Genomic DNA, 13,286 nt, shown 5'->3' with positions numbered 1-13,286 from the left:
GGGTGACAGACTGCGACCATGGCATCACGACGCGAGGAGGCCGCTCGTCGCGGCGCGATCCAGAAGGCCGAGCGCGAGCAGGCGGCGATCCGGGCGGCCGCGGCCGACCCGGCCGTGCAGGAGGCCAAGGCGGCCACCCCGTTCACCGAACGCACCGGCGACTTCGGGCGGGCGGTGCCGTTCGGGATCCGGGTCGCGGCGGGCTGGTCCTGGCGGCTGCTGGCGATCGCCGCCCTGGTGATCGGTCTGGGCTGGGCGATGACCTACTTCTCGGGGGTGACCGTCCCGGTGGCGGTGGCGCTGCTGCTGGCCGCGCTGCTGCAGCCGCTGATCGGCCTCCTGACCCGGCACGGCTGGCCGCGGGGCCTGGCCGTCACGCTCGGGGTGGTCGGCGGGTTCCTGGTGGTGGTCGGCGTGCTGGCGCTGATCGTCCAGCAGATCGTGCAGGCCTCCGGTGAGCTCTACGACCAGACGCTGGCCGGGGTGCAGACCTTCCTCACCTGGCTGCAGGAGGGTCCGCTGCCCGTCGACGCGGCCCAGATCCAGCAGTTCGAGGACCGCATCGTCGACTGGGCCCGCAGCTCCCAGGACACCTTCCTGGGGTGGGCGCAGACCGCCGGCGGAGCGGTCGGCAACTTCTTCGCCGGTCTGGCCATCGCGCTGTTCGCGCTGTTCTTCTTCCTCTACGACGGTCCCCGGATCTGGAACGCGGTGCTGCGCTTCGTGCCCGGGGCGGCCCGTGAGCGGGTGGACGTCGCCTCGCGCACCGGCTGGACCTCGCTGATCTCCTACGTCCGGGCCACCGTGCTGGTCGCCCTGGTGGACGCGGTCGGCGTGCTGGTGGTGGCCCTGGTGCTGCAGGTGCCGCTGGCGCCGGCGCTGGCCGCGCTGGTCTTCCTGGGCGCGTTCGTGCCGATCGTCGGCGCGGTGGTCACCGGGTTCGTCGCGGTGGCGGTGGCGCTGGTGGCCGTCGGCTGGGTGCAGGCGCTGATCATGTTGGGCGGGGTCATCCTGGTGATGCAGCTGGAGGGCAACGTGCTGCAGCCGTTCCTGCTCGGCAAGGCCGTCTCGGTGCACCCGCTGGCGGTGATCCTGGCCATCACGGTCGGGATCACCTTGGGCGGCATCGTCGGTGGTCTGATCGCCATCCCGGTGCTGGCCTTCGTGCAGAGCTTCGTCTCCACCCTGGTCCGTGGCGACGACTTCGGCCGGCTCGAGCTGCCCGAACCGGCAGAGGAGCCGAGCGCCTGAGAGGGTCACCCCCGACCCGTCCCTGAGATCAGGAAAGCAGTCTTCCCACTCTGGCAAGACGCGTTTATATTCGTGCCATGAGTCAACCTGACCTGGGTCCGATCCTCGAGGACCTCGCCGCCGGCCGCCTCACCCCGGCCGAAGCCGCCCGACGGATCGACGCCCTCAAGGCCGAGCCCGTCGACGACGTCCAGAACGGACGTCCCCAGCACGCCACCCACGCCTCGGAGCGGGTCTGGCCGCTGGACGGGGAGGACACCGGCACCGACCCGACCGACCCCCGGCCCACCGGTGCCGCCGACGAGCCGGCGCGCCCGCGGGAGCCGGAGGACCTCTCCGTCCCCGACCGCGGCAGCGTCAACGGGGTCGACCGGGTCTCGGTGCGCACCGTGGGCCGGCGGGTCCGCATCATCGGTGACCGCAAGGTGAGCACCGCCGCCGTCGACGGTCCGAACGTGGTCCGCCGCAACGGCGACGTGCTGGAGATCACCAGCGAGGGCGAGCTCGGCCCGTCCTTCGACGGGTTCTCGGTGCTCCGCCCGCCGCGCAGCCTGGACGACGTCCGCTCGATGGGCCTGGGCAAGGAGCTGGTGGTGCGGGTCAACCCGGTGCTGGCCGTCGACGCCGAGGTGACCGCCGGCAGCCTGACCACCGAGAGGGTGCCGTGGCTGGGCCGGATCCGGGTCACTGCGGGCGGGGCCCGGATGAGCGAGGTGGCCGAGGTGAACGACGCCCTGGTGCAGGCCGGCCAGGCCACCCTGACCGGGGCCCTGCGCACCGGCCGCTCGCGGGTCAAGGTGGAGTCCGGCTCGCTGACCATCGAGCTCGACGACCGCTCCAACGTCACCATCCGCTCCGACGCCCAGCTGGGCAAGGTGAGCTGGTCCGGCGGTCACACCGGCGCCGGCGACGAGGTGGTGATGGGCCAGGGCAACGCCCGGCTCGACATCGGCGTGGTGATGGGCCACGCCGCGGTCCGGGTGGGCACCCCGTGACGGCCCCGCGGGCGGCCCGGGCTCGACGGGGGTGGCGCTGGTGAGCGAGCAGAGCGCCCGGCGCGGGCACCACGGGCTGCACCCGGCTCCCAGCACGTGCCCGGTGTGCGCGCAGCGGCTGGAGGTGACGCGGCTGGGCTGCCCGGGCTGCGGCACCGAGCTGGCCGGGTTCTTCCAGCAGTGCCAGTTCTGCGCGCTCAGCGCCGAGGACCGCGAGACGCTCAACGTGTTCCTGGCCTCGCGGGGCAACCTGCGCGAGGTCGAGAAGCACCTCGGCGTCTCCTACCCGACCGCGCGGCAGCGGTTCACGCGGCTGCTCGACAAGCTCGGGCTGGGTGAGCCCGCCCCGCAGGTCGACCGCGAGCAGGTGCTGGCCGACGTGGCGAGCGGCCGGATCACGCCGGAGGAGGCGCAGCGGCTGCTCTCCTCCTGAGGACGGCCGCAACCGCACGACGCCCCGGACCCGAGGTGGGTCCGGGGCGTCGTGCGTGTGGTCGGGGCCGGGCCGGCCCGTTCAGGAGCGGAAGGGCTGCACGCCGACGATCGTCACCGTGATCGGCCGGCCGTTGGGGGCCTCGTAGGTGACCTCGTCACCCTTCTTCTTGCCGAGGATGGCGCTGCCCAGCGGCGACTGCGGGCTGTACACGTTGACGGTGTCGGCGGCCTCGTCCAGGCCGAGCACCTCCCGCGAGCCCAGCAGGAAGGTGTCGGTGTCGGAGGTGTCGCCGTCGAAGGCGATGGTCACCTGCGTGCCCGCGGCCACCTCGTCGGGGTCGTCGGGCTGCTCACCCACCTCGGCGCGGCGCAGCATGTCCTGCAGCTGGCGGATCCGGGCCTCCATCTGGCCCTGCTCCTCACGGGCGGCGTGATACCCGCCGTTCTCCTTGAGGTCGCCCTCGTCGCGTGCAGCGGCGATGCGCTGGGACACCTCGTCGCGACCCACGTTGATGAGGTGGTCCAGCTCCTGGTTGAGCTTGTCGTACGCCTCCTGGGTCAACCAGATGGTGTTCGCGTCGGTCTTGTCCATCGGGCGACCTTAGCAGCGCAGACACCAGCGGCCGAAGTGGTCGGGCGACGCTCAGGCTGTCGTTGGCATCTTCTCAGACGCCGCCCCCGCCGGTGGGAGCGGTGCGGGATCAGCCGGCGGAGCAGTCCTCCAGGCTCGCGGTGGAGGCCCGCCGGAAGGTCCGCACCCGCACGTCCTGCTGCACCAGCGGTTCGCCGCCGGGAGGCAGCACCACCTCCACCTCGCCGACCCGCTCGAAGTTCTGGGCCGAGGCCACCAGCAGGCAGGACGCCCGCACGCCCGGGTCCGGACGCTGGATGCTCACGGTCACGTCCAGGTGGGTGTCGCTGATCGTGTAGCGGTCCACCCGGCCGCTGACCGCCGGCGTGGACTGGTCGAGCCCGGCCCACACCAGCCAGGCCAGCAGCAGCACGGCGGTGACGGCCAGCCCCGCCACACCGGCCGGCCGGGCGAACCAGGACCGCGGGTAGCGCCGCCGGATCCGCTCCCGGTCGGCGGCGGTCAGGGTCTGGACGGGCTCGGGCACCCGTCCATCCTCCCACTCCGGCGCGGGCGCGCCCGACCCGTCGGGCTAGCCTTTCCGCCGTGCTCGACCGATCCTCCCGTCCCCGCCCCACCACGCCGCTGCGCGTCGACGCCGACGGGGAACCGCTGCGCCTGCTGCACGTCCACGCCCACCCCGACGACGAGTCGAGCAAGGGTGCGGCCACCACCGCGCGCTACGTGGCCGAGGGCGTGCAGGTGCTGGTGGCTACCTGCACCGGCGGGGAGCGCGGCTCGATCCTCAACCCGGCGATGGAGCGTCCCGACATCCTGGCCAACATCACCGAGGTGCGGCGGGCGGAGATGGAGCGGGCCCGCGAGATCCTGGGCGTGGACCAGGTGTGGTTGGGCTTCGTCGACTCCGGGCTGCCCGAGGGCGACCCGCTGCCGCCGCTGCCCGAGGGGTGCTTCGGGCTCACCGACCCGGCGGAGTCCTGCGCGCCGCTGGTGCGGGTGATCCGGGAGTTCCGACCGCACGTCATCACCACCTACGACGAGAACGGCGGCTACCCCCACCCCGACCACATCATGTGCCACCGGGTGAGCGTGGCGGCGTGGGAGGCGGCGGCCGACCCGCAGGCCTTCCCCGAGCTCGGCGAGCCGTGGGCGGCGAGCAAGCTGTACTACCACTTCTCCTTCCACTACGACCGCATGCTCGCGCTGCACGAGGCGATGCTGCGGCACGGGCTGGAGTCGCCCTACGCCGAGCGGATGAAGGACTGGACGCGCGACCCCGCCCACCAGGACCGGATCACCACCCGGGTGCCGTGCGCGGAGTACTTCTCCGTCCGCGACGCCGCGCTGCTGGCCCACGCCACCCAGGTCGACCCCCACGGGGCCTGGTTCGCCGTGCCGCTCGACGTCCAGACCGAGGTGTGGCCCACCGAGGACTTCGAGCTGGCGCAGAGCCGGATCGGCCCCACCCGGCCCGAGGGCGGTCTGGAGGACGACCTGTTCGCCGGTATCGCCGTCCCGGCCGTCGGCTGAGCCCGGGCGTCGGCGGCCCGGGGTAGGGTCGCCGGCATGGAGCTGGACGTGCCGTCGGACTGGACGCCGCTGGTGCTCGTCGTCGTGATGGTGGCGATCGCCGGGGTGCTGTTCGTGCTGATGCAGCGTCAGATGAAGCGGCTGCACGCCAACTGGTCGGCGCAGGACGCCGACGACCCCGACGCCGGGGACGACGTGGCCGGCGACCCGGGAGCCGCCGGCCCGGAGGGTGGCCGGCCGGGTGAGGAGGACGGCCGCCGGCGCGGATGACCGCCGGAGGTCAGTCGCTGACGAAGTACAGCGAGGTGAGCAGCACGACGACCACCACGATCCCGGCCAGGAACACCCAGATCCACCAGGTCTTGCTCTTCGTCACGTCGTCGTCCTCCTCAGGGTCCGCGGACCCGCAGCTGGCTCGGCCGGTCCTGGTTCGGCGCCGGGCACCGGTGCGGATGCGCCGGCACCGGCTGGTTACCCTCCGTGGGTGAGCCGTCACGTCCGGCTGGTCCTCCCGTGGGGACGCCGGATGCGCAGCACCACGGCCGCTGGCCCACCACGTCCAGTGGCTGCAGCTGGGCCGGCCCGCCCGGAGCGGTCCGGGCTCAGTGGGCGTAGGTGGTGATCGAGATCGCGGTGTAGTGGCAGGCGAAGGCACCGATGGTGGCGGCGTGGAAGATCTCGTGGAACCCGAACCAGCGCGGGGACGGGTTGGGACGCTTGCGGGCGTAGACCACCGCACCCAGGGAGTAGAGCAGGCCGCCGGCCAGCACCAGCCCCAGCACGACGGGTCCGCCGCTGCGGTAGAACTGCGGCAGCCAGCCGAGCGCGGCCCACCCCATGCCGAGGTAGAGCACGGTGTAGAGCCAGCGCGGCGCCCTCAGCCAGACGATCCGGAACACCAGGCCGAGCAGCGCCACCGACCAGATCAGCACCAGCAGCACCACCTGGGAGCGGCCGGCGAGCATGGTCAACGCCATCGGGGTGTAGGTGGCGGCGATGAACACGAAGATGTTCGCGTGGTCCATCCGTCGCAGCACCGCCTCACCGGCGGCGCTCCAGTAGAAGCGGTGGTAGAGCGCGCTGGTGCCGAACAGCAGCAGCGAGGCGGCCAGGAACACCGCGCCGCCGATGCGGCCCGCCGCGGTAGGGGCCAGCACCACCAGCACCACCCCCGCGATGCCGGCCAGCGGCGTCATCCCGAAGTGCAGCCAGCCGCGCAGCCGTGGCTTGATCTCGCGGACCGCCCCGTTGAGAGGGTCGGTCCCGGAGTCCTTGGACGAGGACCAGGTCGCCACCGGCTCCACCACCTCCTCCGCACGTCCGTGCGGTCGTACCTACGCGCCCGTAACCTACGGCACCGTAGGTATAGTAGGCCGTCAGCGCGGCGCGTCAAGGGCCCGGCACGCCGCACCTCTGGGTACCCAGCGCGTAGAGTCCGACCCATGGTGCGAGCGCTGCGGGTCCGGGAGTGGCTCGACCGCCTGCACCCGGCCGGGCTGCTCTACAGCACCTACGAGCACCGGCTGCTGGCCGAGATCGACCCGCGCCGGCTGCCACGCCACGTCGCGGTGCTGGCCGACGGCAACCGGCGCTGGGCCCGCCTCAACGCGCCCGGCCAGCCGCTGGTCACCGGCTACCGGGCCGGGGCGCGCAAGCTGCGCGAGTTCGTCGAGTGGTGCGACGAGGCCGGCATCCGGGTGGTGACCCTGTGGGTGCTGTCCACCGACAACTTCGGCCGCACCACCGACGAGGAGGTGGAACCGCTGCTGGAGGTGATCGAGCAGATGGTCGCCGACCTCGTGGACGCCGGGCGCTGGCCGGTGAAACCGGTGGGGGCCTTCGACCTGCTGCCCGAGGTCACCGCCGAGCGGCTGCGGGTGGCCGACCAGGAGACCCGTCACATCGAGGGCATGCACATCAACATCGCCGTCTCCTACGGCGGGCGCCACGAGCTGCGCGACGCGGTCCGCTCTCTGCTGGCCGACCACGCCCGGCGCGGCACCTCGATCGAGCAGCTGGCCCGGACGCTGGAGATCGACGAGATCGCCGAGCACCTCTACACCAGCGGCCAGCCCGACCCCGACCTCATCATCCGGACCTCCGGCGAGCAGCGGATGTCGGGATTCCTGATGTGGCAGTCCGCGCACAGCGAGTTCTGGTTCTGCGACGCGCTGTGGCCCGACTTCCGCAAGGTGGACTTCGTCCGGGCGCTGCGCTCCTACGCCAGCCGGGAGCGCCGCTTCGGCCGCTGAGGCGGTGCCCGCTGGCGTCGTCGGAGCAGGTCGCTAGGGTCGGCTGACATGACCGAGCCAGCGCCGAGCGCGCCCGCCGAGCCCGAGCCGCCGACCGCCGTCGCGGACGAGCTGGTCACCACCCGCCACCAGCTGCAGACCCCCGACGGCCCGCTGGCCTACACCGCCCGCGCCGGCAGCGTCGTGCTGTGGGAGGACCACGTCGAGGACGGCGTCTCCAAGGGCCGTCGCCCGCGGGCCCACGTCGGGGTGACGGTCTACACCGCCGACGGCGCCGACCCGACCACCCGCCCGGTCACCTTCGCCTTCAACGGCGGCCCCGGATCCTCCAGCGTCTGGCTGCACATGGGTCTGCTCGGCCCGCGCCGGGTGCTGATGGGCGACGCCGGCGCGCTGGAGACACCGCCGTACGCGGTGGCCGACAACCCCGAGTCGCTGCTCGCCGTCAGCGACCTGGTCTTCATCGACCCGGTCTCCACCGGTCGCTCGCGGGTGGTGGAGGGGCAGAAGGCCCGCGACTTCCACGGCTTCACCGCCGACCTGGAGTCGGTGGGGGAGATCATCCGGCAGTGGGTCAGCGCCGAGGGGCGCTGGCTCTCGCCGAAGTTCCTGGCCGGGGAGTCCTACGGCACCACCCGGGCCGCCGCGCTGGCCGCCCACCTGCAGGGCGAGTACGGGATGTACCTCAACGGGCTGCTGCTGATCTCCACCGTGCTCGACTTCGGGGTGCTCAACTTCGAGCGCGGGAACGACCGTGCCGTCGCGCTCTACCTGCCCTTCTACGCCGCCACCGCGCACTACCACGGCCGGCACGGCGACCGCCCGCTCGCCGAGGTGCTGGCCGAGGCCGAGCAGTACGCCGCCCGGGAGTACCCCTACGTGCTGGCCCGCGGCTCCCGGCTGGACGCCGAGGAGCGGGCGCGCGCGGTCGCCACCGTGGCCCGGCTGAGCGGGCTGAGCGAGGACTACGTCGACCGGGCCGACCTGCGGATCGAGCACTGGCGCTACTTCGGCGAGCTGCGTCGCGCGGAAGGGCTCACCGTCGGCCGGCTGGACTCCCGCTTCACCGGTCCGGCCGCCAGCGCGATCGCGGAGAAGATGGACGCCGACCCGTCGATGGACGCCATCCTCGGCCCCTACGCCGCGGCCTACCAGCACTACCTGCACCACGACCTCGAGGTGCGCCTGGACACCCCGTTCCGCGTGTTCGGCAAGGGCGTCATCGAGCAGTGGAGCTACCGCGAGTTCGAGAACTCCCCGGTGGTCGTCACCGACCGGCTGGCCCGGGCGATGCGGCAGAACCCGCACCTGGCCGTGCACGTGGCCTACGGCTACTACGACGGGGCGACGCCGTACTCCTGCGCGGAGGACTCGATCGCCCACCTGCAGGTGCCCGACGAGCTGCGCGCCAACATCGAGCACCGCTACTACGAGGCCGGCCACATGATGTACGTGCACGAGGAGACCCGGCTGCGCCAGAGCGCCGACCTGGCCGACTTCGTCCGCCGCCGCAGCCACCGCTGAGCGTGTCCCGCGGCGGTCCGGATGACGACCGGGGAGCGGGCGGATGACGACTCGGTGACGGAGCCGTCCCCGGCGTGTCCGCGCGTCGATCCGAGCTCCGACGGGCGTAGCGTCGGGGTCACGGGGAGTGGGGAAGCTGCCCGTCCGGAGGCGCACTGCATGGACACCACCGGCCGCTCCGGCGGCCACGGCAGGCCACCCGGCTGACCACGTAGCACCGTGGGGCCGGCGGGTGGTGACGTGCGGTCCCGGACAAGGACTCACTGTGACGATCGAATCCGCCGCGACGCCCGCGTCCGGTCGCAGGACCTACGTCATCGACACCTCCGTGCTGCTCAGCGACCCGCGGGCGCTGTCGCGGTTCGCCGAGCACGACGTGGTCCTGCCGGTGGTGGTGATCACCGAGCTCGAGGCGAAACGGCACCACCCCGAGCTGGGCTACTTCGCCCGCTCGGCGCTGCGGCAGCTGGACGACCTGCGGATCGCCCACGGCCGGCTGGACGCCCCGGTCCCGGTGACCGACAGCGGCGGGACGGTGCACGTCGAGCTCAACCACACCGATCCGACGGTGCTGCCGGCCGGCTTCCGGCTGGGCGACAACGACTCGCGGATCCTGGCGGTGGCGCTGAACTTCCAGGCCGAGGGCTGCGACGTGGTGCTGGTCAGCAAGGACCTGCCGATGCGGGTCAAGGCCAGCGCGGTGGGCCTGCCGGCCGAGGAGTACCGGGCCGAGCTGGCCTCGGCCTCGGGCTGGACCGGGATGGCCGAGCTGGCGGCCAGCCCGGCCGAGGTGGACGCGCTCTACGCCGAGGGTGTCATCGACTCCGACGCCGCCCGCGACCTGCCCTGCCACACCGGTGTCGTGGTGCTCGGCAACGGCACGTCGGCGCTAGCCCGGGTGACGCCGGGCAAGCAGCTCCGGCTGGTCAAGCCCGACCGGGAGGCCTTCGGGCTGCACGGGCGCTCGGCCGAGCAGCGGATCGCCCTCGACCTGCTGCTCGACCCCAGCATCGGCATCGTCTCCATGGGTGGCCGGGCCGGCACCGGCAAGTCGGCGCTCGCGCTGTGCGCCGGTCTGGAGGCGGTGCTGGAGCGTCGCCAGCACTCCAAGGTGGTCGTCTTCCGGCCGCTCTACGCCGTCGGCGGGCAGGACCTGGGCTACCTGCCGGGCACCGAGCACGAGAAGATGGCGCCCTGGGCCCAGGCGGTCTTCGACACCCTCGGCGCGGTCGCCGGCCGCGACGTCATCGACGAGGTGCTCGACCGCGGGATGCTCGAGGTGCTGCCGCTGACCCACATCCGCGGACGCTCGCTGCACGACGCGTTCGTCATCGTGGACGAGGCCCAGTCCCTGGAGCGCAACGTCCTGCTCACGGTCCTCAGCCGGATCGGGCAGGACTCCCGGGTGGTGCTCACCCACGACGTCGCCCAGCGCGACAACCTGCGGGTGGGCCGCCACGACGGTGTGGTTGCGGTGGTGGAGAAGCTCAAGGGCCACCCGCTGTTCGCCCACATCACGCTGACCCGCTCGGAGCGCTCGCCGATCGCGGCGCTGGTGACGGAGATGCTGGAGGGCGAACCCCTCGGCTGACCGGTTCTCGGGGTGGCCCGCGCCACGGGCCACCCCGGCCGTCAGAAAACCGTGCAGCACCTGAGAGTTGACCAAGAACTTCTCATCTGCCAGTCTGCTGCGGATGCCTGCCCCTCGACTGCTCGGTGCTGCCGTGGTGGTGGTGGCGACCCTGGTCCTCACCGTGGTGGTGCTGCTGGTGCAGCCCTGGGCCTCGGCGTCGGCCCCCGACGTGCACGGCCAGCAGCCCGCACCGGCGCGCGGCACGGTCTCGAGCGGGGACGTGGAGGGGGCGGCGCGCCGGGCGGCGGTGGAGGACGCGTTCTCCCGGTCCAGCACCCGCGTCCCGGTGGACGAGGCGGTGCTGGAGGCCGAGGCGGCTGCCCGGGCGGAGACCCTGCGCGAGGTCGACGAGCGTCTGACCGCCGACTTGGAACGCGCCCGGCGTGAGGCCGAGCGGGCCGGCGACGACCCCGACCTCACCGACCCCCGCCAGATCGCCCGCCAGCTGGCCGCCTCCCGCCACGGCTGGGACGGCGAGCAGTGGCGGTGCATCGACGCGCTGATCACCCAGGAGTCGTCCTGGGACCCGCTCGCGGTCAACCCGGGCTCCGGGGCGTACGGGCTGGTGCAGGCCCTGCCGGCGGAGAAGCTGGCCACCGCCGGGGACGACTGGCGCACCAACCCGGCGACCCAGCTGCGGTGGGGCTTCGAGGACATCGAGCAGCGCTACTCCACACCGTGCCGGGCCTGGTCCTTCCACCGAGCGCACCACTGGTACTGACCCCAGAGACGCCGACGCGGCGGGCCGTCGGGGGACAGCCCACCGCGTCGGCAGGGATCGATGCGCTCAGCGCAGGTCGAAGCGGTCCAGCTCGCTGACCTTCACCCAGGCGGCCACGAAGTCACGGACGAACTTCTCACCGGCGTCCGCGCTGGCGTAGACCTCCGAGAGGGCGCGCAGCTGGGAGTTCGAGCCGAACACCAGGTCGACCGCGGTGGCGGTCCAGCGCAACTCACCGGTGGCGGCGTCGGTGATCTCGTAGACGCCGTCCTCGCCGCTCTTCTGCCACTTCGCGCCGGGGGAGAGCAGGTTGACGAAGAAGTCGTTCGTCAGCGCCCCCGGACGCCCGGTGAGGACGCCGTGCGCGGTGCCGCCGGCGTTCGCCCCCAGCGCCCGCAGACCGCCCAGCAGCACCGTCATCTCCGGTGCGGAGAGGTCGAGCATGTAGGCCTTGTCCAGCAGGAGGGTCTCCGGACGCAGCTCCTGGCCCTCACCGACCCAGTTGCGGAACCCGTCGGCGCGGGGCTCGAGGTAGCCGACCGCCTCGACGTCGGTCTGCTCCTGGGTGGCGTCGGTCCGTCCCGGACGGAACGGCACGACCACCTCGACACCGGCCTCGCGGGCCGCCTGCTCCACCGCGGCGCAGCCACCGAGCACGACCAGGTCGGCCAGCGAGATGCGCGTGCCGTCGGTCTGGGCGCCGTCGAACTCCTGCTTCAGCCGCTCGAGGGTGGCCAGGGCGTCCTGGACGTCGGCGTGCACCGCCCAGCCGCGCTGCGGCTCCAGCGCGATCCGGGCGCCGTTGGCCCCGCCGCGCTTGTCGGTCTTGCGGAAGGTGGCCGCCGAGGCCCAGGCCAGCGAGACCAGCTGGGAGACCGACAGACCGGAGCCGAGCAGGCGCTGCTTGAGCTCGGCCACCCGGGCCTCGTCGACCAGCGGGTGGTCGACGGCCGGCACCGGGTCCTGCCACAGCTGCGGCTCCGGCACCCACGGGCCGAGCATGTGCGGCCCCACCGGGCCCATGTCACGGTGCAGCAGCTTGTACCAGGCCTTGGCGAAGGCGGTGGCGAACTCGTCGGGGTTCTCCAGGAAGCGCCGCGAGATCTTCTCGTAGACCGGGTCGACCCGCAGCGCCAGGTCGGTGGTGAGCATCGTGGGCTTGTGCTTCTTCTCGGGGTCGAACGGGTCGGGGATGATCGCCTCGCCGTCCTTGGCCACCCACTGCTTGGCCCCGGCCGGGCTCTCGGTGAGCTCCCACTCGTGGCCGAAGAGGATCTCGAAGAACCGGTTGCTCCACTCGGTGGGGCGGTCGGTCCAGGTGACCTCGAGACCGGAGGTGATGGTGTCGCCGCCCTTCCCGCTGCCGTAGCTGCTGAGCCAGCCGAGGCCCTGGGCCTCCAGCGGGGCGCCCTCCGGCTCCGGGCCGACGTGGTCGTCGGCCGGTCCGGCGCCGTGGGTCTTGCCGAAGGTGTGCCCGCCGGCGATCAGCGCGACGGTCTCCTCGTCGTTCATCGCCATCCGCTTGAAGGTCTCGCGGATGAACCAGGCGGCCGCCCTGGGGTCGGGGTTGCCGGCCGGGCCCTCGGGGTTGACGTAGATCAGACCCATCTCGGTGGAGCCGACGCCCTCGCTCATCTCCTGCTCGCCGAGGTAGCGCTCGTCGCCGACCCAGGTGTCCTCGGGACCCCAGAAGATCTCCTCGGGCTCCCAGACGTCCTCGCGGCCGAAGGCGAAGCCGAAGGTCTTGAAGCCCATCGACTCCATCGCGACGTTGCCGGCCAGCACGAGCAGGTCGGCCCAGGACAGCGCCTGGCCGTACTTCTGCTTGACCGGCCACAGCAGCCGGCGCGCCTTGTCGAGGTTGGCGTTGTCGGGCCAGCTGTTGAGCGGGGCGAACCGCTGCCCGCCGTCACCGGCGCCGCCACGGCCGTCGTGCACCCGGTAGGTGCCGGCGGCGTGCCAGCTCATCCGGATCATCAGGCCGCCGTAGTGGCCGAAGTCGGCCGGCCACCAGTCCTGCGGGGTGGTGAGCACCTCGACGATGTCGCGCTTGAGCGCCTCGACGTCCAGCGTCGCGAAGGCCTCGCGGTAGCTGAAGTCCGGACCGAGCGGGTTGCCGGCCGGGTGGTGGGCGTGCAGCACCGACAGGTCGAGCTGGTTGGGCCACCAGTCCTGGTTGGTGCGCGGGCGCGGGTTGACCGGGGTGGGCGAGTCGATCGCGGGGTTCTCGCTCTCGCTGCCGTGGGAGGTGACGCTGCCGTGCGCGACCGGGCAGCCGCCCTCGGTCTTGGCGTCCAGCCCCTGGGCGTTGCCCGGCGTGGGCTCCGGGGCGTCGTTCTGGTCGGTCATGACG

Annotated in this window: 13 protein-coding genes; 9 read left to right on the top strand and 4 right to left on the bottom strand. The window is 72.7% G+C overall.

Going from position 1 to position 13,286, the window contains the following annotated elements; all coding sequences use genetic code 11:
- Window positions 1-18: 18 nt before the first annotated feature.
- The 3 genes from DT076_RS04205 to DT076_RS04195 all read left to right on the top strand — a co-directional run bounded on the left by DT076_RS04205 (window position 19) and on the right by DT076_RS04195 (window position 2,679).
- Window positions 19-1,251, top strand: a complete 1,233-nt coding sequence (locus DT076_RS04205; protein WP_114125399.1) for an AI-2E family transporter — start codon at window positions 19-21, stop codon at window positions 1,249-1,251.
- A 77-nt stretch (window positions 1,252-1,328) separates the two neighbouring features.
- Window positions 1,329-2,246, top strand: a complete 918-nt coding sequence (locus DT076_RS04200) for a hypothetical protein (protein WP_233493628.1) — start codon at window positions 1,329-1,331, stop codon at window positions 2,244-2,246.
- Window positions 2,247-2,286: 40 nt separating this feature from the next.
- Window positions 2,287-2,679, top strand: a complete 393-nt coding sequence (locus tag DT076_RS04195; RefSeq protein ID WP_233493627.1) for a DUF2089 domain-containing protein — start codon at window positions 2,287-2,289, stop codon at window positions 2,677-2,679.
- Window positions 2,680-2,760: 81 nt separating this feature from the next.
- Here the strand turns inward: DT076_RS04195 and greA are convergent, their stop codons facing one another.
- Both greA and DT076_RS04185 read right to left on the bottom strand, forming a co-directional pair.
- Window positions 2,761-3,273: a transcription elongation factor GreA gene (gene greA / locus DT076_RS04190; protein WP_114125398.1), complete on the bottom strand. Its 513-nt coding sequence runs from the start codon at window positions 3,271-3,273 to the stop codon at window positions 2,761-2,763.
- Between the two features lie 109 nt (window positions 3,274-3,382).
- Window positions 3,383-3,799: a DUF4307 domain-containing protein gene (locus DT076_RS04185; protein ID WP_114125397.1), complete on the bottom strand. Its 417-nt coding sequence runs from the start codon at window positions 3,797-3,799 to the stop codon at window positions 3,383-3,385.
- A gap of 59 nt (window positions 3,800-3,858) precedes the next feature.
- Here DT076_RS04185 and mca point away from each other — a divergent pair, with 59 nt between their 5' ends.
- Both mca and DT076_RS04175 read left to right on the top strand, forming a co-directional pair.
- Window positions 3,859-4,803, top strand: coding sequence for a mycothiol conjugate amidase Mca (mca, locus tag DT076_RS04180; RefSeq protein WP_114125396.1), 945 nt, complete (start codon window positions 3,859-3,861; stop codon window positions 4,801-4,803).
- Between the two features lie 36 nt (window positions 4,804-4,839).
- On the top strand, window positions 4,840-5,073 hold the full coding sequence (locus DT076_RS04175; protein ID WP_114125395.1) for a hypothetical protein: 234 nt from the start codon (window positions 4,840-4,842) through the stop codon (window positions 5,071-5,073).
- A 332-nt stretch (window positions 5,074-5,405) separates the two neighbouring features.
- Here the strand turns inward: DT076_RS04175 and trhA are convergent, their stop codons facing one another.
- Complete coding sequence (gene trhA / locus DT076_RS04170; protein WP_233493626.1) at window positions 5,406-6,098, bottom strand: PAQR family membrane homeostasis protein TrhA; 693 nt, start codon at window positions 6,096-6,098, stop codon at window positions 5,406-5,408.
- A 147-nt stretch (window positions 6,099-6,245) separates the two neighbouring features.
- Here trhA and DT076_RS04165 point away from each other — a divergent pair, with 147 nt between their 5' ends.
- From DT076_RS04165 to DT076_RS04150, 4 genes are all read left to right on the top strand, one after another.
- Window positions 6,246-7,055, top strand: coding sequence for an isoprenyl transferase (locus DT076_RS04165; RefSeq protein WP_114125394.1), 810 nt, complete (start codon window positions 6,246-6,248; stop codon window positions 7,053-7,055).
- Between the two features lie 48 nt (window positions 7,056-7,103).
- Window positions 7,104-8,579, top strand: coding sequence for a S10 family peptidase (locus DT076_RS04160; protein ID WP_114125393.1), 1,476 nt, complete (start codon window positions 7,104-7,106; stop codon window positions 8,577-8,579).
- A 265-nt stretch (window positions 8,580-8,844) separates the two neighbouring features.
- Window positions 8,845-10,170, top strand: a complete 1,326-nt coding sequence (locus DT076_RS04155) for a PhoH family protein (protein ID WP_114125392.1) — start codon at window positions 8,845-8,847, stop codon at window positions 10,168-10,170.
- Window positions 10,171-10,273: 103 nt separating this feature from the next.
- Entirely contained in the window at window positions 10,274-10,933 is a 660-nt protein-coding gene (locus tag DT076_RS04150) for an aggregation-promoting factor C-terminal-like domain-containing protein (RefSeq protein WP_199538950.1), read from the top strand.
- A 66-nt stretch (window positions 10,934-10,999) separates the two neighbouring features.
- On the opposite strand, the gene katG is transcribed toward DT076_RS04150, so the two are convergent.
- The gene (gene katG / locus DT076_RS04145; RefSeq protein ID WP_114125391.1) at window positions 11,000-13,282 is read right to left on the bottom strand and encodes a catalase/peroxidase HPI; all 2,283 of its coding nucleotides are present in this window, start codon (window positions 13,280-13,282) and stop codon (window positions 11,000-11,002) included.
- Window positions 13,283-13,286: the final 4 nt, after the last annotated feature.

Source organism: Desertihabitans brevis (assembly GCF_003327535.1).
GTDB classification, from domain to species: Bacteria; Actinomycetota; Actinomycetes; order Propionibacteriales; family Propionibacteriaceae; genus Desertihabitans; species Desertihabitans brevis.
The sequence above is the reverse complement of the archived record's forward strand: the minus strand, read 5'-3'. Positions and strand labels throughout refer to the sequence as shown.